Annotated in this window: 18 protein-coding genes and 1 pseudogene; 6 read left to right on the forward strand and 13 right to left on the reverse strand. The window is 55.5% G+C overall.

All coding sequences use genetic code 11. The annotated features are described in order from the left end of the window. Positions 1-147: 147 nt before the first annotated feature. The 4 genes from OYW20_RS00895 to rep all read right to left on the reverse strand — a co-directional run bounded on the left by OYW20_RS00895 (position 148) and on the right by rep (position 4632). On the reverse strand, positions 148-963 hold the full coding sequence (locus OYW20_RS00895; RefSeq protein ID WP_268798869.1) for a sulfite exporter TauE/SafE family protein: 816 nt from the start codon (positions 961-963) through the stop codon (positions 148-150). A gap of 12 nt (positions 964-975) precedes the next feature. Then, complete coding sequence (locus OYW20_RS00900) at positions 976-1860, reverse strand: MBL fold metallo-hydrolase (RefSeq protein ID WP_268798870.1); 885 nt, start codon at positions 1858-1860, stop codon at positions 976-978. A 153-nt stretch (positions 1861-2013) separates the two neighbouring features. Then, on the reverse strand, positions 2014-2586 hold the full coding sequence (locus tag OYW20_RS00905; protein ID WP_268798871.1) for a xanthine phosphoribosyltransferase: 573 nt from the start codon (positions 2584-2586) through the stop codon (positions 2014-2016). Between the two features lie 36 nt (positions 2587-2622). After that, on the reverse strand, positions 2623-4632 hold the full coding sequence (gene rep, locus OYW20_RS00910; RefSeq protein WP_268801243.1) for a DNA helicase Rep: 2010 nt from the start codon (positions 4630-4632) through the stop codon (positions 2623-2625). Between the two features lie 200 nt (positions 4633-4832). Between rep and OYW20_RS00915 the strand changes: the two genes are divergently transcribed. Then, a complete protein-coding gene (locus tag OYW20_RS00915) occupies positions 4833-6503 on the forward strand; it encodes a putative bifunctional diguanylate cyclase/phosphodiesterase (protein WP_268798872.1) in 1671 nt (556 codons plus the stop codon). A gap of 223 nt (positions 6504-6726) precedes the next feature. Here OYW20_RS00915 and OYW20_RS00920 read toward each other — a convergent pair whose 3' ends face one another. After that, a complete protein-coding gene (locus OYW20_RS00920) occupies positions 6727-8109 on the reverse strand; it encodes a NorM family multidrug efflux MATE transporter (RefSeq protein WP_268801244.1) in 1383 nt (460 codons plus the stop codon). A 163-nt stretch (positions 8110-8272) separates the two neighbouring features. Between OYW20_RS00920 and OYW20_RS00925 the strand changes: the two genes are divergently transcribed. Both OYW20_RS00925 and OYW20_RS00930 read left to right on the forward strand, forming a co-directional pair. After that, positions 8273-9193: a LysR substrate-binding domain-containing protein gene (locus OYW20_RS00925; protein ID WP_268798873.1), complete on the forward strand. Its 921-nt coding sequence runs from the start codon at positions 8273-8275 to the stop codon at positions 9191-9193. A gap of 188 nt (positions 9194-9381) precedes the next feature. Further along, positions 9382-11358 carry a methyl-accepting chemotaxis protein gene (locus OYW20_RS00930; protein ID WP_268798874.1) on the forward strand — a complete coding sequence of 659 codons (1977 nt, stop codon included), beginning with the start codon at positions 9382-9384 and terminating at the stop codon, positions 11356-11358. A 123-nt stretch (positions 11359-11481) separates the two neighbouring features. Here the strand turns inward: OYW20_RS00930 and OYW20_RS00935 are convergent, their stop codons facing one another. Next, a complete protein-coding gene (locus OYW20_RS00935) occupies positions 11482-12975 on the reverse strand; it encodes a YifB family Mg chelatase-like AAA ATPase (RefSeq protein WP_268798875.1) in 1494 nt (497 codons plus the stop codon). 207 nt (positions 12976-13182) lie between these two features. On the opposite strand from OYW20_RS00935, the gene OYW20_RS00940 reads away from it, so the two are divergent. Next, the gene (locus tag OYW20_RS00940) at positions 13183-13407 is read left to right on the forward strand and encodes a P-loop NTPase family protein (RefSeq protein ID WP_268798876.1); all 225 of its coding nucleotides are present in this window, start codon (positions 13183-13185) and stop codon (positions 13405-13407) included. On the opposite strand, the gene OYW20_RS26045 is transcribed toward OYW20_RS00940, so the two are convergent. From OYW20_RS26045 to OYW20_RS00960, 5 genes are read right to left on the reverse strand one after another with little or no spacing between them, the layout of a single operon-like run. Next, positions 13347-13511, reverse strand: coding sequence for a hypothetical protein (locus tag OYW20_RS26045; protein ID WP_408005535.1), 165 nt, complete (start codon positions 13509-13511; stop codon positions 13347-13349). The two genes, OYW20_RS00940 and OYW20_RS26045, sit on opposite strands and share 61 nt — an antisense overlap. Then, the gene (locus OYW20_RS26050; RefSeq protein ID WP_408005448.1) at positions 13508-13822 is read right to left on the reverse strand and encodes a hypothetical protein; all 315 of its coding nucleotides are present in this window, start codon (positions 13820-13822) and stop codon (positions 13508-13510) included. Before OYW20_RS26050 ends, OYW20_RS26045 begins: the two co-directional genes overlap by 4 nt. Before the next feature lie 42 nt (positions 13823-13864). After that, the gene (locus OYW20_RS00950; RefSeq protein WP_268798877.1) at positions 13865-14593 is read right to left on the reverse strand and encodes an ABC-2 family transporter protein; all 729 of its coding nucleotides are present in this window, start codon (positions 14591-14593) and stop codon (positions 13865-13867) included. Positions 14594-14646: 53 nt separating this feature from the next. Continuing rightward, positions 14647-15438, reverse strand: a complete 792-nt coding sequence (locus OYW20_RS00955; RefSeq protein ID WP_268798878.1) for an ABC transporter permease — start codon at positions 15436-15438, stop codon at positions 14647-14649. Next, entirely contained in the window at positions 15435-16460 is a 1026-nt protein-coding gene (locus tag OYW20_RS00960; protein ID WP_268798879.1) for an ABC transporter ATP-binding protein, read from the reverse strand. The genes OYW20_RS00955 and OYW20_RS00960 overlap by 4 nt, the downstream gene beginning before the upstream one ends. Positions 16461-17093: 633 nt before the next feature. Here OYW20_RS00960 and OYW20_RS00965 point away from each other — a divergent pair. Next, positions 17094-17370, forward strand: a pseudogene (locus OYW20_RS00965) (type II toxin-antitoxin system RelE/ParE family toxin). A 217-nt stretch (positions 17371-17587) separates the two neighbouring features. Here the strand turns inward: OYW20_RS00965 and OYW20_RS00970 are convergent. After that, the gene (locus OYW20_RS00970) at positions 17588-18493 is read right to left on the reverse strand and encodes a DMT family transporter (protein ID WP_268798880.1); all 906 of its coding nucleotides are present in this window, start codon (positions 18491-18493) and stop codon (positions 17588-17590) included. 14 nt (positions 18494-18507) lie between these two features. Continuing rightward, a complete protein-coding gene (locus OYW20_RS00975; RefSeq protein ID WP_268798881.1) occupies positions 18508-19380 on the reverse strand; it encodes an aspartyl/asparaginyl beta-hydroxylase domain-containing protein in 873 nt (290 codons plus the stop codon). Between the two features lie 109 nt (positions 19381-19489). Here OYW20_RS00975 and OYW20_RS00980 point away from each other — a divergent pair, with 109 nt between their 5' ends. Next, the gene (locus tag OYW20_RS00980; RefSeq protein ID WP_268798882.1) at positions 19490-20386 is read left to right on the forward strand and encodes a LysR substrate-binding domain-containing protein; all 897 of its coding nucleotides are present in this window, start codon (positions 19490-19492) and stop codon (positions 20384-20386) included. The last annotated feature ends 66 nt before the right edge of the window (positions 20387-20452 follow it).

The following is a 20452-nucleotide window of genomic DNA, read 5'->3' on the forward strand; positions in this document are numbered from 1 at the left end:
ATTTACAGCCGCTACGCGTCAGATCGCGAACAAATTCGCTCCTACAGATTTGCCAGAATCAAAGCTTTGCGGGCAAACGGAGCGCCATCTGGCTTGCTATGCCTTGCCGCCGGAATGGAATGCCAGCAGCGCAGCGTTTACCGGCCCTCACGCAAGTGCCTTGTAGACCATGAGAGCTGCTGCGACAAAGCCGGCCAGCGCAAACACCTGCTGCAACCTTGGCCCTGCGAGGTACCTGGCCGCTTGCAATCCCACGACCAAGCCCGCCACGGCACCAGCCGCAAAGGGCAGGGCCACCGCCCAATGCATCGCACCGCTGACCGTTGCGGCCATCACGCTGCCTGTCGAAACCAGCGCGATCACCGCGAGTGAGGTCGCGACAATACTTTTCATGTCCAGATCGGTATAGCGGGTCAACGCCGGAATGATGACAAATCCCCCCCCGACGCCCAGCAACCCAGACAGCAATCCGGCAAAGACACCGGTGGCCGCAAGTGATCGGGCGCATGGCAGCGTCCAGCGAAGGCGGCCCACTTGCGGGTTGAGCACGCACGGCAAAAAGGCTGCCCGCGCCACAGGTTGTCCATGCTGCAAATGATGCGAGGCCTTCCTATAGATGCGCAGGCAGGCGTACAGCAATATCAGCGCAAAACCGAAAGAAAGCGGGCGATTGGGAAGCTGATGGGCAAGCCACAACCCAAGGGGCGTCATGAGGATGCCGATGCCGGAGATGAATCCGGCTGCGCGATAACGCACGATTCCCTGGCGCAGGCCCAGTAACGCGCCCACCCACGCCGCCAGACCTACCGCCAGCAAACCTACCGGCGCCGCCTCGGTCATCGTCAGCCCCAGGCCGAACACCAGCAACGGTACGGCGAGAATCCCGCCGCCTGCGCCGGTCAACGCCAGAATCAGGCCGACGAGGCTGCCAAGGCTTGCGCCTAATAGTTGGTGTTCGTTCACAGCGCAGCGTTCTTACAGGGCATTGAGAGGAATCTTCAAATAGCGAACGCCGTTTTCTTCAGGCTCAGGCAAATTACCGCCGCGCATGTTGATCTGCACCGAAGGCAGGATCAGCACCGGCATGTCCAGCGTGGCGTCGCGCTTTTCACGCATCTCGACAAATGAATCCTCGTCGATGCCTTCGTGGATGTGGATATTGTTGGCGCGCTGTTCGGCCACTGTCGTCATGTACATCAACTCGCGGCCGTTTGGGAGGTAGTCGTGGCACATGAAGAGGCGCGTTTGTGGCGGCAGCTTGAGGATTTTGCCAATCGAGCGGAACAGCGTTCGGGCGCTGGCACCGGGGAAATCGCAGCGCGCCGTACCGTAATCGGGCATGAATAGTGTATCGCCTACGAATGCGATGGTTTCACCGTCGGCCTCTATCAAATACGTCATGCAGGCTGGTGTGTGACCCGGTGTGTGCATGGCCCGGGCGTGCAATGAGCCAATCTGAAAGTGCGCGTCGTCCTCCAGCAATTGGTCGAACTGACTGCCATCGCGGGCGAAGTCGCCTTGAGCGTTGAACAGCCTGCCGAAGACCTTTTGCACGCGGGTGATCTGATCGCCGATGGCAACCGTACCGCCCAGATGCTCCTTTAGATAGGCCGCAGCGGACACGTGATCGGCATGCACGTGGGTCTCCAGAATCCACTCCACCGACACGCCCAGGTCACGCACTCTGGCGATGAGCCGGTCGGCGGAGGCGGTGCCGGTGTGTCCCGATTTCGGGTTGTAGTCGAGCACGCTGTCGATCAGCGCGGCTTTAAGGGTGGGGCGGTCGACGACCAGATAACTGATGGTCGATGTCTGTTCGTCGAAAAACGCTTCAACGCTCAATCGTTCGCCAATGATCATATCTGCTCTCCGAAAGTGTTTGTTTGCCGCCAGTTGAAGCGCCTGAATGTAGGAGCGCGCTTGCCCGCGAAAACGATTGTCCCGCTGGCAGACATGCATCGAATGTTACGCCGTCTTCGCGGGCAAGCGCGCTCATACAGGGGTGCAGAGCTGTCACTCGACGAACGTCACTACGCCATCTTTCAACGATTTGACCCGCGCCAGCGACTCAACGCGATATCCCTGCGCATCCAGTTCCGCACGGCCACCCTGGAATGACTTCTCGATCACGATCCCGAGCCCGGCGACCGTGGCGCCCGCCTGTTTGATGATCGAGATCAGCGCTTGTGACGCCTTACCGTTGGCGAGGAAGTCGTCGATGATCAGCACGCGATCACTGCTGGTCAGGTGGCGCGGGGAAATCGCAACCGTACTTTCGACCTGCTTGGTGAACGAATAAACCGTGGCCGACAGCAGGTTTTCAGTCAGCGTCAGCGACTGATGCTTGCGCGCAAAGATCACCGGAATGCCCAGTTTCAGGCCCGTCATGACGGCGGGAGCAATCCCCGAGGCTTCGATGGTGACGATCTTGGTAACGCCCGAGTCTGCGAACAGCGCGGCGAATTCGTCGCCTATCTGCTGCATCAGCGCCGGGTCGATCTGATGGTTGAGGAACGCATCAACCTTCAATACCTGATCGGAAAGGACGATGCCTTCCTCGCGAATTTTCTTGTGCAGTGCTTCCACGTGGGGTGCCTCAGGCGCGCAAGTGCGCAGCGAACATTAACGTTTGAGCATGGCGCGAATATCCGCCAATGCCGTATTGCCGCGAACGGCCTTTACTTCTGTAGGTGTGTCGTCGTTGCCTTCCCAAGCCAGATCGTCCGGGGGCAGCTCATCAAGAAACCGGCTCGGTGAACAGTCGATAATTTCGCCGTACTGTTTGCGCTTGGCCGCGAAGGTGAAGGCCAGCGTCTGCCGGGCGCGCGTGATGCCCACATAAGCCAGGCGGCGTTCTTCTTCGATTGTGTCGGCTTCGATGCTGGAGCGGTGAGGGAGGATTTCCTCCTCCATGCCCATGATGAACACGTAGGGGAATTCCAGGCCCTTGGATGCGTGAAGCGTCATCATCTGCACACCTTCGGCGCCGTCTTCCTCCTCCTGCTGGCGCTCGAGCATGTCGCGCAGCACCAGTTTGCCAATGGCTTCCTCGATGGTCATGCCGCCTTCTTCGTCTTTCTCCAACGTGTTCTTCAGCGCCTCGATCAAGAACCACACGTTGCCCATGCGGTAATCGGCAGCTTTGTCGCTGGAGCTGTTTTGACGAATCCAGTTTTCGTAATCGATGTCCATGACCATGCTGCGCAATGCGGCAATCGGGTCGTTTTGCGCGCATTGCTGACGCACGCCGTCCATCCAGTGCTTGAAGCGCTTGAGGCGGTCTGTGAAACGGCCATCAAGGTGTTCGCCCAGACCGATTTCATCGGTAGCGGCGTACATCGAGACCTTGCGCTCGGTGGCGTAATTGCCCAGCTTTTCCAGAGTGGTCGAGCCGATTTCCCGACGCGGCACGTTGATCACGCGCAAGAAGGCGTTGTCGTCATCCGGGTTCACCAACAGGCGGAAGTACGCCATCAGGTCTTTCACTTCCTGACGGCCGAAGAAGCTGTTGCCACCCGACAAGCGATACGGAACCTGGTGATGCTGCAGCTTGAGTTCGATCAGCTTTGCCTGGTAGTTGCCGCGATACAGGATTGCAAAATCGCTGTAGGGCCGGTCAGTACGCAGATGCAGGCTAAGGATCTCGACGGCGACGCGCTCGGCTTCGGCGTCTTCGTTGCGGCAGCGGATCACACGGATTTCGTCGCCATGGCCCATCTCGCTCCACAGCTGCTTTTCGAAGGCATGCGGGTTGTTTGAGATCAGCACGTTGGCGCAGCGCAAAATACGGCTGGTGGAGCGGTAGTTCTGCTCCAGCATTACCACTTTCAGGGACGGATAGTCATCCTTGAGCAGCATCAGGTTTTCGGGGCGAGCACCGCGCCAAGCGTAGATTGACTGGTCGTCGTCGCCCACTACGGTGAACTGGCAACGCGTACCGATCAGCAGCTTCACCATCAAATACTGGCTGGCGTTGGTGTCCTGATATTCGTCCACCAACAGATAGCGGACCTTGTTCTGCCACTTTTCGAGAATGTCGGCGTTGTCTTCGAACAGCTTTACCGGCAACAGGATCAAGTCGTCGAAATCCACCGCGTTGTACGCTTTTAGCGTGCGCTGGTAGTGGGTGTAGACGATAGCGGCGGTTTGTTCTTTGGGGTTGCGCGCGTTGGTCAGCGCTTCAGGGGGGAGGATCAGGTCGTTTTTCCACGAGCCAATCATGTTCTTGATCTCGTCGACGCCGTCTTCGCCCGAGTATTCCTTCTGCATGATGTCGGTCATCAGCGCTTTGACATCGGTCTCGTCAAAGATCGAAAAGCCCGGTTTGTAACCTAAACGTACATGCTCCTTGCGGATGATGTTCAAGCCCAGGTTGTGAAACGTCGACACCGTCAAGCCACGTCCTTCGCCACCTTTGAGCAGCGTACCGACGCGCTCTTTCATCTCGCGTGCGGCTTTGTTGGTGAAGGTCATGGCGACGATGTATTGCGCTCGGATACCGCAGTTCTGCACCAGATGGGCGATTTTGCGTGTGATCACGCTGGTCTTGCCGGAACCCGCACCGGCGAGCACCAAAAGAGGGCCGCCGACGTAGTTCACGGCTTCTTGTTGCCGGGGATTGAGTCGGGACATGACGAAAAGGGAGTCGCTTGCGAAATGGGTGTGCATTTTAACAGGCTCGGCGGTTTGTGCAGTGACCGTCTGACATGTGATGCAGCAAGCTATCTATATTTCGCCGTTTTGTTACATTTGCGCATCACGCGGCGAGAAGCCGCGTTTGACGACCCTCGTTCGAGGGGCGCCAACGTCTTCTGTTTGTGTAGGGAGCTAGCTTGTCTACGCCTGTCGAACCCTTGCGTTTGCTGCTTCTGGCCGAAACGCCGGAATGGTCAGCGTTGTTACGCGAGTGCCTGGCTCCACTGGGAGAAACCACTGTCCTCGTCTGCGTGCCGGACTGGGGATCTGTCGGCGACCCACTGGACATCCCGCACAACACTGTTCTGTTCACCACGCCGTTGATGCAGCCGGCAGCCGGCCAATGCAAATTGCCCGTCGTGCTGTTGCTCGACGCCCAGCCTGACTGCGAGCCGCTGGGTGTTGCCGACTGGCTCGTGCGTGACTCCCTTGATGCAAACAGCATGCGAAGTTGCCTGCGTCATGTGCGCGAGCGGGGCTTGCTGGAAAACACGCTGCAACGCCTAGCCGAGCAGGACCCGCTGACAGGCATCGCCAATCGTCAGGGGTTTCAGACACTGCTGGCAGCACGTCTGGCAGAAGCCGACGGGAGCGGCCTGGCGCTGGGGCATCTTGACCTGGACAACTTTCGTCGGGCCAATGACGCCTTGGGGCATCAGGCGGGTGATCGACTGATCCTGCAAGTGGTTGCACGCATGAATGCCCAATTGGAGGCCGGCGATCAATTGGCCCGCCTGGGCAGTGACGAGTTCGCGCTGTTGATCGATACCCGCCGCGCGCCGAATCGAGCCGAATGGATAGCTGAGCGCATCACCGAAGCCTTGTCCGAGCCTTACTGGATCGACGGTGAAAGCCTGTTGATCGGCTGCAGTCTGGGCATCGCCCATGCCCGAGCGCAGAACGGTGCCGACCCTTTGATGTGGCACGCGCACATCGCCATGCAGCAGGCAAAGGGTACGCAGGGCTGCACTTTTCATGTCTTTAATGAACGTATCAATCGCAATGCACGCAGCCTCGCGGACCTCGAAAGCGAGCTGCGCCGGGCGCTGCGCCGAGATGAGCTGGAACTGCATTATCAGCCGCGCCTGTGTCTGGGCAGCGGCAAGATTTTGGGCCTTGAAGCACTTGTGCGTTGGCGCCACGCCGAGCGGGGCCTTCTACCACCGAGTGAGTTCGTGCCGCTGGCCGAGCAAAGCGGGCTGATTGTGCCGCTGGGTTACTGGGTCATCTCGCGTGCCCTACGCGATATGCAAACCCTGCGCGAGCAGGGCATCCCTGCGCTGCACATGGCTATCAACCTTTCTTTCCGCCAGTTTCAGGACAACCAGCTGCTTGCGACGCTCAGCCGTCTGATCGCTGACCGTGGCATCGATGCGCAATGGTTGGAGTTTGAACTGACTGAAACCGCGGTCATGCGCCGCAGTGATCTGGTGAAACAGACCATGGATGCGCTGGGTCGCCTGGGCGTGCGGTTTTCGCTGGATGATTTTGGCACCGGGTTCTCGTCTTTCGTCCATCTCAACAGCCTGCCGATCACGTTGCTCAAGATCGATAAGAGCTTCGTGGGTGAAATGGAGCAGCGTGAAGAGAACCGCAAGCTGGTCCACGCCATGATAAACCTGGCACACAACCTCAGCCTTGAAGTCGTGGCCGAAGGTGTGGAAACACCCGGACAACTGGCGTTGTTGCGCAGCTTCAACTGCGACCAGGTGCAGGGCTATCTGATCAGCCACCCGCTGCCGTTGCCTGAGTTGATCGGTTACTTGGTGTACGGACAAGGCAAGGCGCAGGCCAAGCAAGCTCTGTAGACGCCAACGTGTTGGTGAAGCGTCTCGCTTTCGCGCAGCACGCCGCGGGGCCGAGAGCCGATCTGCTTTTCCTGGGATCTGATTCTGCCGAAGGCGTGGGAGTCCAGCTTGCTGACGATCTGCCGGGGACCGGCAGTCAATCCTGCATACCCGGTATTTCAGAGGGGCCGATGTGTCAGGTTTCAGGGCCGCTACGCGCTCCGTCGCACCGCCCCCATCATCCTTAGCCCATCACCGCCATGCGTGACGCCTTTTTGCGAAGCAACCTGCCAGCTTTGCGTTCGAACGCATAGGTCAGTGCCACCGCTGAACACAGCAGGCCCAGCGCCAGCCCCCACCAGACACCCACGGCGCCCTGATTGGCCAGAAAACCGAAACCCCACGCAGCGGGTGCGCCGACTATCCAATAGCTCGCGAATCCGATCAAAAACGTGGTCTTGGCGTCCTTGAAACCACGAATAGCGCCCATGGCGATGGTTTGTGTGCCGTCCAGCAATTCAAACCAGGCTGCGATGGCCAGCAGTTTGACGGCCAGTTCCACGGTGTCCTGATACGCCGGGTTGTGGATATCGAGAAACAGGCTGATGACCGCATGCGGCGCAAACCAGAACAAAAACGCAAACCCCAGCATCGCCAGTCCACCGAACGCGATGCCCATGCGTCCGGCGGTGCGGGCCAGCAGCAGATTGCCGGCGCCGTAGTGCAGGCCGATGCGCATGGTCACGGCGTATGAAATCCCTACCGGAATCATGAACGCCATCGACACGGACTGAAGGGAAATCTGGTGCGCGGCCATCTGCGAGCTGCCCATCGCGCCCATGCAGAAGGCTGCGAAGGTGAACAGGCCGACCTCAACGGCGTACGTGCCGCCAATTGGCAAGCCCAGGCGCCACAGCTCTTTCAGGCAGTTGCGCGAGAGATTCATGAAGCCGACATGAATCGGATACGCCGCATACGCCCTGTGATAGCGGATGTGCAATGCGAGGATGATTGCCATTGCGTTGGTGACAATAGCCGTCACCAGCCCGATGCCCATCAGGCCCCAATGCGGCAGCCCGAAAAGGCCATGAATAAAGGCGTAGTTGAGGGCGAAGTTAGCTGCAGCACCGCCAAGGCTGATCGCCATGACCGGGCCCGCGCGCCCCAGCGCACTGGTGAATCCGCGCAAGGCCATAAAGCTCAGCAAGCCGGGCAGTGCAAGGGGCAAAGTGATCAAAAACTCGCTGGCCATGTGTACGTTGGCTTCGACCTGGCCGAATTTGAGCAGGATCGGCTCCAGATTCCAGAGAATCAGTGCCGCCACCAACGCCATGCCCCATGCCAGCCAGAGCCCCGCTTGCGCGAGTCGGGTCACGCCTGCGGGATCATTGGCGCCATGACGAATGGCGACCAGCGTGCCGACGGCGGCCATCACGCCCACGCAGAAAAAAGAAACGAAGTTATAGCTCGCAGCGCCCAGGCCGCCACCTGCGAGGGCTTGCGGGCCTAATTGGCCCATCATCACTGTGTCAGTGAAGACCATCAGCATGTGCGCCATCTGGGATGCGATCAGCGGTCCCGCCAGGCGCAGGATGATCCAGAGTTCTTTGAAGGCGTGTGGGTACATGGTCGTGGCGCTCGGGTTTGCAGGCATCTTGAAGCCCGCCATTCTGGTGGTTGAGGCGCGTTGGCACAAAGGGATAAATCCGATCCTGATCATGAGTAAAACTCATGCCCGGTTTCAGCTACAGTGATCGTCGTCGTTCGCCCGGCAAAAAGGTAAAGCGCCCATGTCTCGAAGCCTTGCACCGCTCTACGCGTTGCGCGCATTTGAAGCGGCCGCCCGGCATGCCTCATTCACGCGTGCCGCCGAAGAACTGTCGATCACGCAGAGCGCGGTCAGCCGTCATATCCGCACGCTAGAGGATCACTTTGCCTGCCGCTTGTTTCAGCGCAACGGTCGCAATCTGCAACTGACCGAAGCGGCACGTACCTTGTTGCCGGGGATACGCGAAGGGTTTTCTGCGCTGGAGCGGGCTTGCAGCACGTTGTTCGCCGAAGAGGGCATTTTGCGCATGAAAGCGCCTTCCACCCTGACCATGCGCTGGTTGCTCGCACGACTCAGCCGCTTTCGTCACCTGCAGCCGGGCAACGAGGTGCAACTCACCAGTGCCTGGATGGACATCGACAACGTCGACTTCACCCAAGAGCCTTTTGATTGCGCAGTGTTGCTGAGTCGAGGGCATTTTCCGCCGGACTGGGAAGCGACGTACCTGTTTCCCGAGCTGATTATTCCGGTGGGCGCGCCAACGCTGCTTGAGGATCGGCCTTGGGATGTCGAACGTCTGGCGAGCGCCGAGCTGTTGCACCCGACCCCGGATCGGCGTGACTGGCGCAGTTGGCTGGAACGCATGGGGTTATCTGATCAGGTCTCGCTCAAGGGCGGTCAGGTGTTCGACACGCTTGAGCTGGGCATGATTGCGGCCGCGCGCGGGTATGGCGTGTCGATGGGTGATTTGTTGATGGTGGCCGAAGACGTCGCCCAGGGACGCTTGAGTTTGCCGTGGCGTACAGCCGTGGTCAGCGGCGAAAACTATTATCTGGTTTGGCCGAAAACGCGACCAGGTGGCGAACGGCTGGCCAGGCTGAGTGACTTTTTACAAAGCGAAGTCCAGGCGATGGTACTGCCGGAAGTGACGATCCTGAAATGACCGGTAATCCAATTTCTTCGCGTTTACGGTCGTTAATCTCGCGTAGGACTCAAGTATTTCTGATGTAGGCCGAATCCGTGATGTTCGGTCTGCTTGTCCAAGATGGCTTACGAACCCGCTCGTTAAAAATCAATTCGAACGCGCACCCGAGATCTTGACGATCCCGGTCGCCTGTTCAAGGAGTTTCCATGCCCCAACCTCGCACGCGTATTGCTTCTCAATTGGGGGTCGCTCTGGCGGTGATTCTTGCGGTCGTGATCAGCGGTAGTACGCTTTTTGCCTTGCGCTCGCTGGACACCGCCAATCTGACAATCCGCGAGGAGCACATGGGCAGCGAGGCAAGGTTGCTTGCTGATCAGCTCAACACGTTCCACAGCACCCTGCGTGAAAGCACCCAGCGCTTGAGCGGGTTATTCGAGAAGCGCTTCGGCAGTGGGCTGTCCTTGCAGGCCGATCAGCAGATCGCAGTCGCGTCGTTGCAGACACCTGCGTTGCTGCTGAACGGCACGCCTCTGAACAACGACTTCACCGAAGTCGATGACTTTCGCAAAATGACCGCAGGCGTCGCCACTGTCTTTGTGCGCAGCGGCGATGATTTCGTGCGTATCAGCACGTCGCTGACCAAGCAGGACGGCTCGCGGGCCATGGGTACGTTGCTTGATCACAAGCATCCGGCGTATGAGCGATTGCTGGCAGGGCAAGGATACGTAGGGCGCGCTTTGCTGTTCGACCGCTCCTACATGACTCAGTATACCCCAGTGCGTGACCAAGGCGGTAAGGTGATTGCCGTGCTGTTTGTAGGGTTTGATTACACCGATGCGCAGAAAGCGCAGTTCGATAACCTGAAAAGCTTTCGCATTGGCTCCACAGGGTCACTCGCCCTGCTGGATGAGCAGAACCAATGGCTGGTGCCGCCCGCAGGTGTGAGCGATCTGGATGAGGCGAGAAAAACCCTCGCTGACTTCGTTAAAACGCCCGGAAAAGGCCGGCTATGGCGGGACAGCGGTAATGAAATCTACACCGTCGCCGCCCCCTTCCCTGGAGGTCCGTGGTCGATTCTGGCGAGCATGCCGCAGGCGGAAATCAGCGCAGTGACCTGGAGCGTCGGAACCCAGTTGGCCATCGGCAGTTTGCTGTCGATGCTGATTGCCGTGGGTGCTGCGATCTGGCTGTTGCGCAGCAAACTCAAGCCATTGTCCGATTTGGTCAATCAGGCTGAAGCGCTGGGTGCGGGCGATCTGAGCGTGCGTTCACATGTAACCAGCCACGATGAGATCGGACAACTGGCGACTAGCTTCAACAAGATGGGCGAAGCGCTGTCGACGATGGTGTCGCACATTCGCATCGCTGCGCAGGAAGTCAGCGGGCGGGCGCATGCCTTGTCCGGCCTGTCTGGCGGCGCCTATGAAGGCATGGAGCAGCAGTCGGGGGAAATCACCAGCATGGCCGGCGCCGTCGAGGAGTTCAGTGCTACGGCGCTGAACATCGCCGACAACATGAGTCATACCGAACGCCTTGCGCAGGGTAATACCCAGCAAACCCGCATTGGTCGTGCTTCGATGCAGGAGGCGTCGGCGTCACTTGAGCAAATTGCCGGCTCGCTGAGCAGTACCGCAACGGTGATCGACACCTTGGGGCAGCGCTCGCAGGAGATCGGCGGTATCGTCAGCGTCATTACCTCGATTGCCGAGCAAACCAACCTGCTGGCGCTCAATGCCGCCATCGAGGCGGCACGTGCCGGCGAGCAGGGGCGCGGGTTCGCCGTTGTGGCCGACGAGGTGCGTAATCTGGCGTCTCGTACGCGTCAGGCTACTGACGAGATTTCCGGCATGATCACCAGCATCCAGCAGGAAACCGGCAACGCCATCAGCACCATGGATCAAGGTAAGGCGCTGATGCAGGAAGGTCTCACACGCAATGCCAAGGTTGCTGCGGCGCTGGCTCAGATCGATGAGCAAAGCCGGTCGGCGGGCGATCAGTTCGCGGCCATCACCACGGCCACCCAAGAACAAAGCAACACCGCCACCTTGCTCAGCAGCAACCTGCAAAGCATCGCCTTGGCCAACAGCGAGCAGCGTGAAGTGGTGTCTAACCTGGCTATAACCGCGCAAGAGCTGAATGGCCTGGCTGCGGATTTGCGTCGCGAGGTAGATCGGTTTCGGTGAGCCTGCAGTTCAAATTTGTATGAGCGTGCTTGCCCGCGATTAGGGTGTGTCGGTGGACATCTATGTGGCTGACCCGCCGCAATCGCGGGCAAGCGCGCTCCTACAGATTCAAATTTGGGTTCGTTAGTTACTCGACGGCCGATACTGCAACGCCTCGGCGATGTGGCAGCGCGCGATGGAGTCCACGCGTTCAAGGTCGGCCAGGGTTCGGGCGACTTTGAGCAAGCGGTGAGCGGCGCGTAACGACAATGTGAGTCGCTCGCAGGCGGTTTCGAGCCAGGCTTCGTCTTCAGCACTCAGTGCGCAATGTTGGCGCAGGGCGGGCAGGTCGAGAAATGCATTGGCGCAGCCCTGGCGTTTTTGCTGGCGCTGACGAGCCTCAGCGACGAGGATCGATGCGCTGGCACTGTCGTCCCCTTTTTGGGGCGTGGGTGTCAGTGAAGTGGTTTCACGAGCGACGGTCAGGTGCAAGTCGATCCTGTCCAGCAACGGGCCGGACAGTTTGTTTCGGTAGCGCTGGATCTGATCGGTCGAACAACGGCAGCGCCCTGTCGGTTCACCCAGATAGCCGCATGGGCAAGGGTTCATCGCCGCAACTAACTGGAAGCGCGCCGGGAATCGTACGCGGTCCCGCGCTCGTGAAATCACAATATGACCTGACTCCAGCGGCTCGCGCAGCACCTCCAGCACACGCCTGTCGAACTCGGGCAACTCATCCAGAAACAGCACGCCGTGATGCGCCAGGGTAATTTCCCCCGGCTGCGGGCGGCTGCCCCCACCGACCAGGGCCGGACCCGATGCCGAGTGATGCGGTTGACGAAACGGTCGCTGTGGCCAACTGGTCAGCGGCGTGTGGCTGGCGACCGACTGAATGGCCGCGACTTCTAGGGCTTCGTATTCATCTAGTGGCGGTAACAGGCCTGGCAGACGACTGGCCAGCAACGTTTTGCCGGTGCCGGGCGGCCCACTGAGCAGCAGGTTATGCGCCCCCGCGGCAGCCACCAGCAGTGCGCGTTTGGCGGCAGTCTGGCCTTGCACTTCGCTGAGATCGGGATAGGGGCGCGTTTGCAGGATCAGCCCTTTGGACTGGTAGGGCGCAATGGGCGTGCGGCCGTTCAGGTGAGCGACAAGCTCAAGCAAATGGTTGACGGCAATCACGCGTAAACCCGAGGCCAGACAGGCTTCTTCGGCGTTCACGGCGGGGACGATCAGCGTATGTCCTGCTTCGCGGGCGGCCAGCGCGGCGGGGAGCACGCCCTGGACCGGCCGGATCGCCCCGGACAGTGCAAGCTCGCCCAGGCACTCGACCTGCTGCAACGCCAGCGCTGGCACCTGAGCGCTGGCGGCCAGCAAACCGAGAGCAATGGCCAGATCAAATCGGCCGCCGTCCTTGGGCAGGTCGGCGGGGGCAAGATTGAGCGTGATGCGCCGTGCCGGAAATTCCAGCCCGCAGTTGAGAATGGCGCTGCGAACACGGTCTTTGCTTTCCTTGACTGCGCCTTCAGGCAGACCGACCAGCGTCAGCGTCGGCAGACCGTTCGCAAGATGGCATTCAACGGTAACGGCTGGGGCTTCGACGCCGACCTGGGCACGGCTGTGAACAATGGCGAGTGACATGGATCATTCCTTGATGGCAGCAGACCGCGTCCTGCGGTGCAAAGAATGATAGTCAGCGAAGACGCGAAGGGGGCCTTGCAAGTTCTACTGCATGTGTCCCGGTGAAAGCGATTAAAGCGATACGCCGCTTCAAGCACCCACTAAAAGAACACGACCGGGAAGCCCTGCATCAGTGATGACGCCGTCAGTGTTCGGCCGGTGATCTATGTGGAAATTCACAAGCCTGACGAGCGAGAAATTTACAACGCCATCTGTCGGGAGTTCTGGGCACCTCATAATCCGGGAGCCTCCCTCCCTAAGCGTAGGGATAAAGCTTTCCATCTGCTACTGAAAACGCGGACAACGGCTGATCGTCAGTTACGAGATCCAGTTCAGCCGTGGGACGTGGCCCAACGTCGCGTATCGGGAATGAAGTCCGCGATGTTGGTATAGGCGCCGGCGTCCAGGCACTTGTCGATGAACAGTTGACCCACCACAAGGTCCAGAACACCCAACCCGAATGGTGAAAAAATCAGCGGACTCGAACGGTCAATCAAGCTCGGATTGTTCCGGATGTGGCGAGCGTGCCATGCACGAACGAGCGGTCGCCGTATTTCTGTTCCGCCAGTTGGGGCGAGGTATTGGCCTTCATGCAATGTTCCACATCATCGAAGACGTTGAACGCCTGCCAGATAATGTCCGGGCTGATATCGCGCAGCGAGACATTCAGAATGATCTGGCCGGGGGCGAAGCCGTCGGATATCTCGTCAAGATCTTGATAGCTCAGGCTGCTGAAGCCATCCGAAGCTGCAATGGCACCAGGCGCGAGCCGAACCTGATCGGCGAATAAATCCAGAAAGTTGTCCATATCATTCATTTCTTATTATCTAAATTTCGGTGTTTCCGAGTGTCAGGCGCCTTCTTGGAGGTATTTCTTGATCCCCCAATGCCAGAGCAATCGAGACAACAGCAAGAAGGCCAGAGTCGCCAGGACAGCGCCCCCTAAAGACCGCCCCGTCGTCATCCCCATCGCTGATTGCGCGGGCACCTCCATGATGAAAAAGACAGGGACTACGGTCATGATTACGACCTGGATCCACTCCGGGTACGCGCCAGAGGGGAACCGTCCGGTTGTCAGAAACATGAACAACAGGTGGGAAATGTTGCCGGTTTTCTTGGTCCAGAACGCAAGGCTGGCAATGCTAAGCCAGACCGAATAAACCAGCGCACACGCGAGAACCAAGAAGACCAGGAAAGCGCCGAGCGTCTGCAACGTCAGTTGCCCCTGCGCATGACTGCCACCCAGCATCAGACCCAGCCCCAGCAGGACCCCGAAAATATGCCACAGGCGCAACTGCCCAAAGGCCAGAATGGTTTGAACATCAACCGGTTTGGACAAGTAAGTATCAATGGACTTGCTGATAATCAACTTCGAGGCGGCCTCGCAGTTGGGCAATACCACCATTTGTACAAAGGAACGAATAAGGATAAAAGCACCGTACAACACAATCGATTGCTGTTTATTCCAACCACCAATTGTCTCGACATTTCCAAAGAAAATCTCGATAACAACATAAACGGACAATCCCAGTAAAGCTGTATTCAACAGACTGACAAAGACCGGAACGCGATCTTTCATATTTGCCTGCAACCTTGCTGTCAGAAGCGCCTTGACTGCGCTCAGCGTCCTCATTATCCGAACACCGAATAACGTTTGACACCTTTGGCCCAGATAAAGTGAGCCAACAACGAAAGTGCAGTAACAAGCACAACCTGAAACAACAATCCGTTCACCAACTGTTCGTTTGTCAGCTCCCCCATGATGATTCTGATTGGAAAGCTAATAATATAAGGAAATGGTGACCACTCAAGTACCGACTGCATCCACCCCGGATAAAGCGTCAACGGTGCGAGGACCCCACCAAACAATGTAAGCATGTAAGTCAACACCAGATCAAAGGCACTTGCCTGATCGGACCAGAACGCCGCAAGGCCGCCGATGAAATAAAGTAAATAGTTGATGGCAAAACCCAGTATGACTCCGAGCAGTGCAGGCATCAGATAGCTCAGGTGCAAATACTTACCCGATTCGGAAAATAGGAATACGCCAGCCACCAGGAAAAATATCGGTATGACTCTGATCATCGCCGAAGCCATTTCACCCAAAAGGTAATAGAGAGCAATATTGAACGGCTTCAACAGGAAACTGCCAATATCCCCCGAATGAATGTCGCTCTCTACTTCTTCAGCAGCTGTGCTGGAGACGATTTCGCCAACCAGAAATACCAACGCAAAGTAAGCGGCAAACCTGGCCGGGGTAAAACCTTCCAGTGCGGTGTCCTTTGCAATACCCATCCAGATGACCATCATGAACAACGGCACCAAAGAGGCGAATACCAATACAAACAACTCTGCGCGATGCGCAAGCTTGCGACGAATGGCTGTGTGCGCAACGCCTGCAACTTTCATGGCAAACCGGCTCACGCGACACACTCCCCGGGCGCACCCTTGACCTTTTGCCCGGCGTCGGCCTGAGAGGCCATGAACAGCTTCAGCAGAGCCTCTTCGATCGGTGGATCACCAATGGAAATGTCGATGACCGGCTGCTCGGCGAGAACCTGCGAACAGACACCCACCACCTCGACAGCCGGCACCAGCAACTCATGCACAAAGCCGTCTGCGGAGCGCACCAGACCGTACCGGCCAAGTGCCGAAGCCATGACGCTTTCAGACAATTCCACCGTGATGATCCGGTGATCCGACATGCGTTTACGCAGCGACTCCAGGGTGTCATCGAAGGAGATCTTGCCATCGGAAACGACAACGACTCGCTCACACAGGGCTTCAATATCCTGCATGTAATGCGACGTCAGCAGAACGCTAACATTGCGCTCGCGGCTATAGTCCCGAATAAATGAACGAACTATCTTTTGCACCCCGACATCGAGTCCGATAGTCGGCTCGTCGAGAAAAAGAACCTTGGGGTCATGAAGTAACGATGCGACCAGCTCACACTTCATTTTCTCGCCAAGCGACAGGGTTCGCACCGGCGCCTTGGCCAACTTTGATACCTTAAGCAATTCATCCAGATAGCCATAGGTCTGTTTGAACTGTTCATCGGGGATTTCGAATATTTTCTGATTCAGCCGGAAAGTTTCCATGGCCGGCAAGTCCCAGATCAACTGTTGACGTTGCCCCATGATCAGCGAGATGGACTTGAGAAATTCCTTGCTGCGCATTTGCGGTTTATAGCCGAGAACCGATATTTGCCCGGACGTCGGATAGAGCAGCCCAGACAGCATTTTTAATGTAGTGGTTTTACCTGCGCCATTAGGACCGAGAAAGCCTACGACCTCACCCTGCTTGACAGTAAATGAAATATCGTCAACAGCCGTCTTTTCCGAACTCTGGGGAGATACCAAACTTGTCAGCCAACCGAGCGGCCCTTCCGAAGGTTCTTTTATTCGATAGGTTTTAGACAGATTTTTTACATTTATACAATCCATTGCGTGTAAGGCCCTAGAGTGAATGAGCTATCCATTGCGCATATTGTTTCAATTTCGAATTTATTATCACGAGGGCGATTCGGATCGTCAAGAACAGACTATGACGCGGTAGGCTCGCAAACTGAATGCATTACCTGAAGATCACGGCTGATATTAATGTCGTACCCTGAGGAAGACTCGCCTCGAAGTCACGTATTCGCTAGCCTATTGAAAAAAGCAGTGGCGATATCCGGTGCCACGTCAGTTGCGCCTATTTTCGATCAGTTGTATTTGTTTCCAAATGTCACAACCACCACCTAAGGCAGGACCTGACGGTGACGGCAGGGGCTTGGACACCGACTTGGGCGCGGCTGAGGACAATGGCGAGGGACATGACTTTCCTTGATGAGGCACCGCGTCCTGCGGCGTGCTCAAGGATAGTCAGCGAAGACGCGGAGGTAGCCACGCAAGTTCTACTGCATGTGTCCTGTCGATACTGAACGTAGGCGGCCACACTCCGGCCCAGTTTCCGCGTTCTGAATGGCGAAGGGCTAGGACTCCATGAGATGGCGTCTTGCGACGTATTGATGAGCTGGGCCAATTTTCCTTGCGCCCTTACACTCCACGCTTAACGAATAACGTTAAGCATTGCTGATGATCGTAAGCTTCAAATGTACGGATACTGAATCGCTCTTTCGGCAGTGCGAAACACGTGTGTGGTCATCATCCTGTCGGTCGTGGAGCGTAAGCTTGTGATGCTTGACGCTGCTACCTCGTTACTGGATCTCAGGCCTCCCCCAGGTAATCGCCTCGAAGCGCTGGGCGGTGATCGCAACGGACAGCACAGCATACGTATAACGCCCAATGGCGTATTAGCTTTATCTGGGGAAGTCATGGTCCGGAGAACGTTGAAATCGTCAATTACCACTGAGGTAAATCAAATGACCAAGAACGGAATGCGCCCGTGCACCCAAGGGAAATTCTCAAGGGAGAGCATCTGGAACCGTTGGGTTTGACGTCAATGCTTGCTTAGCGTATCTATCCCACAACCTGACCACCTGACCGCGCTCACTGATTTAAGACCTGAGGCAAGGGCATGGTGGTGGAACCCATAACCTATCAGGCAGCGATGGAGTTCCAGAAAAATATTAGGAGGAAGTTTTTTTCGTTTGAATGGATAGGGATGGAGCATTTGTGAAGTGAACTTTGCCGAATCCTTTAACGGCTATGATAATTAGTAGAGCTCCGGCGAATGTAATCCACGAAACTGTATTACCAAACGTTAAATAATCCAATAAAATCGTAACCACCGGCACCATGTAAAAAAGTACACCTACCTTGCTTGCTGAATCCTTTGCCAGCATACGAAATAACAGGAGGACTGCTAGTGTCGAAACTACAACTATCATCCAGCTGGCAGAAAATATAAATTCGGGAGTTAAATTCAGTTTTAACGTGGTGAATGGAAGTGCTGCTAAAAACACGAAAGACGCAGTTAGAGTTTGATAGAATGCTGAGGCAATAGGGTTAATTACAGATCGCTTCTGCATGACTGAGCCAATACTTATAGCAACCACGGAAATTAGTCCAAAAAGCAGGCCGAGTCCAGTTACGGCCCCAATTTCACGAGCCCCTAATATTGCAGTTATTAAACCAACTAAACCAAGGCTCAGATAAAAATACCCAAGCCTGCCGATTTTTTCATTTGCGAACATTGGAGTTAGAATTGGCTGGAGGCCTAAAATGATTGCTAGGACACCAGGAGTTATTTTATAATTCAGCGCCAAGAAATATGCAGATTGATATCCTACTTGTAAAAGTATTCCGATAAGTATCGCTCTAATCAGTAAAGGTTTTGGTAGAAGTAGTGATCGGGCTCCTGTTCCTCTCGTGATAAATAAAAAAACCATGAAAAGTGCTGCCGTAGCTCCAATAGAGCGAACGGTCAAAAAAACCGAAACCGAGGCATCTTCGAGACCTAGTTTTACAAATATAGCTCCACTACTCCACATCAGAAGAAATAGTAAGGGGGAATATCTTTCCAACGCATTCATAGTGGAGCTCCAGCCTAGATGTTCCAGTCGTTTATTGAGTAGCGCTCATCCATATCTCTTTTTTCAATGAGATACTTGCGTAACGATTTCGCTTTTTTGATGATTTCAATATTGTTTTTTTGCTCTGCTGCGCTAATGATCCAGTCGTAGCAAGACGATACAGGTAGGTCATAAATAAAATGATATTTTGAGAGAGCAAATACTACGTCTTTGAACGTGAAGCGATCTAAGATCTTTGAGGTTGCAGATATAAGTTCTTCTTTTTGTGAATTTATGAAAGGTTTGCGAGAAATATAAAACGAGCTGCGATAGTCTTCAAGTACAGATCGGTCGGTGAAAATATCCGTATATTCAAACTCACCCTCGTACATGAAGTCCAAGCAAAGGAACATCCGACTTTTCAGCCCGAAGTTAACAGCCGCATGGCTGATACCGGCGTCTAGAAACCAAACCTCTCCTGTTTTCATTTGGAAGACACCATGTTCGTCTGAATGAAAGGCCTCCTCATTTTTTTCAAGTGCTACAAATACTCGAAAGTAGGTGATTTTCTTATCTAATTCAACGAAGTCCCGATGCGGTATAACTAATCCATCCACGAGGCTTCTGGCTCGAATCATCTTGAGATTGTCAAGCTTGAAGTGCTGCTGAACAAGTTTTTGGATGCTAGGGCACTGAGTCGCATACTCAGTAGGTAAGCATTTATCGGTGTTTCGGTATTGGGTGTCACTAGCATCGCCGCTTGCATTATATAGCGACAGATTTTTCCAGTATCCCTGCCCGAACTCGTCATATTCCTCTGGTTGCTTAGTGACTGAGTTCAGATACTTAATATCTTTCTCGAGATCACAGTCATCTACCTTGATTTTTCCTATAATTTTCGATGCCACGGTTATGCTCCCTTTTAGTTTGGGAACCAATAATAAGGCATGCATTGACTGCGGGCTTGTTAATAATTATGATACAACCTATCACATGCTGTGATAAGGGAGTATCGGTATGAATTTAGACATGAATCAGCTGCGATCGTTTGTAACTGTTGCCGAGCTTAGAAGTTTTTCGAAAGCATCTCAGAAATTATGCCGTGTGCAGTCCGCAGTGAGTCAACAAATTCAAAAGCTTGAAGGTTCGCTAGGCTCAGACCTTTTTATCAGGGGAGGGCGTAGCCTTGAGCTGACGGCTCATGGGGATCGCATGTTGGCATATGCGGTGAAGATTTTAGAAGTTAACGATCAGGCTGTGGCAAAGCTGACAGATAAATCTTACGCAGGAATTGTTAGAGTAGGTTCTTCAGATACATACGCATCCAGCTACTTTTCTGAAATTATAAAATGCTGTTCGGATCGTTTTCCTGACATTGAGATTGAAGTTCACTGCGGATATAGCAATGAGCTCTGGCAGAGCTACGAGGCTGGTGAACTTGATGTGGTGCTGACGCAGGGCTGTCCTGCTAGCATTCCCTCAGAGTTACTACATTCAGAGCCTTTGACATGGGTTAGTGCTCGAGATAGCTTAGTTTTTGAGAAAGAACCAATCCCACTGGCTCTTTTCACTAAGGGGTGCGGAGATAGGGATTTAATATTGAGTGCCCTTAATCGAGTAGGAAAACCTTATAGAATCAGTTACCACAGTACAAGTCATTCCGGTATTGTTGCGGCTTTGTCATCGGGTTGTTATGTTTCAGCGGTTTTGTTGAGCACCGTAGGTGAAGAGTTTCGCATACTAGGAGAGGCTGAGGATTTCCCAGTCATAGGTAACCTGGATATTTCACTTGCGTATCGTGATAAGTCAAAAACTTCGCTTGCTGGCCTATTCGCGGATATATCGCGAAGTTACTTTCAATCTTTGAGCGCGGCGAATTTTATTTATAGTGCTGAAAGAACACAGGCGGGCTGAGCAAAACCAAGTCTGGGGGTGGTTTAGTCGTGTAGGGAAGGATCATCACTCAATGGCTATCTACCT

The sequence above is a fragment of the Pseudomonas sp. BSw22131 genome (assembly GCF_026810445.1).
Taxonomy (GTDB): Bacteria; Pseudomonadota; Gammaproteobacteria; order Pseudomonadales; family Pseudomonadaceae; genus Aquipseudomonas; species Aquipseudomonas huanghezhanensis.

What these genes read in the sequence shown, in the direction of transcription:
- OYW20_RS00950 (WP_268798877.1), bottom strand. Translation starts at nt 14,593, where the DNA reads ATGAAAGATCGCGTTCCGGTCTTTGTCAGTCTGTTGAATACAGCTTTA.
- OYW20_RS00925 (WP_268798873.1), top strand. Translation starts at nt 8,273, where the DNA reads ATGTCTCGAAGCCTTGCACCGCTCTACGCGTTGCGCGCATTTGAAGCG.
- OYW20_RS00970 (WP_268798880.1), bottom strand. Translation starts at nt 18,493, where the DNA reads ATGAATGCGTTGGAAAGATATTCCCCCTTACTATTTCTTCTGATGTGG.
- OYW20_RS00960 (WP_268798879.1), bottom strand. Translation starts at nt 16,460, where the DNA reads ATGGATTGTATAAATGTAAAAAATCTGTCTAAAACCTATCGAATAAAA.
- OYW20_RS00935 (WP_268798875.1), bottom strand. Translation starts at nt 12,975, where the DNA reads ATGTCACTCGCCATTGTTCACAGCCGTGCCCAGGTCGGCGTCGAAGCC.
- rep (WP_268801243.1), bottom strand. Translation starts at nt 4,632, where the DNA reads ATGTCCCGACTCAATCCCCGGCAACAAGAAGCCGTGAACTACGTCGGC.
- OYW20_RS26050 (WP_408005448.1), bottom strand. Translation starts at nt 13,822, where the DNA reads ATGGACAACTTTCTGGATTTATTCGCCGATCAGGTTCGGCTCGCGCCT.
- OYW20_RS00980 (WP_268798882.1), top strand. Translation starts at nt 19,490, where the DNA reads ATGAATTTAGACATGAATCAGCTGCGATCGTTTGTAACTGTTGCCGAG.
- OYW20_RS00920 (WP_268801244.1), bottom strand. Translation starts at nt 8,109, where the DNA reads ATGTACCCACACGCCTTCAAAGAACTCTGGATCATCCTGCGCCTGGCG.
- OYW20_RS00900 (WP_268798870.1), bottom strand. Translation starts at nt 1,860, where the DNA reads ATGATCATTGGCGAACGATTGAGCGTTGAAGCGTTTTTCGACGAACAG.
- OYW20_RS00930 (WP_268798874.1), top strand. Translation starts at nt 9,382, where the DNA reads ATGCCCCAACCTCGCACGCGTATTGCTTCTCAATTGGGGGTCGCTCTG.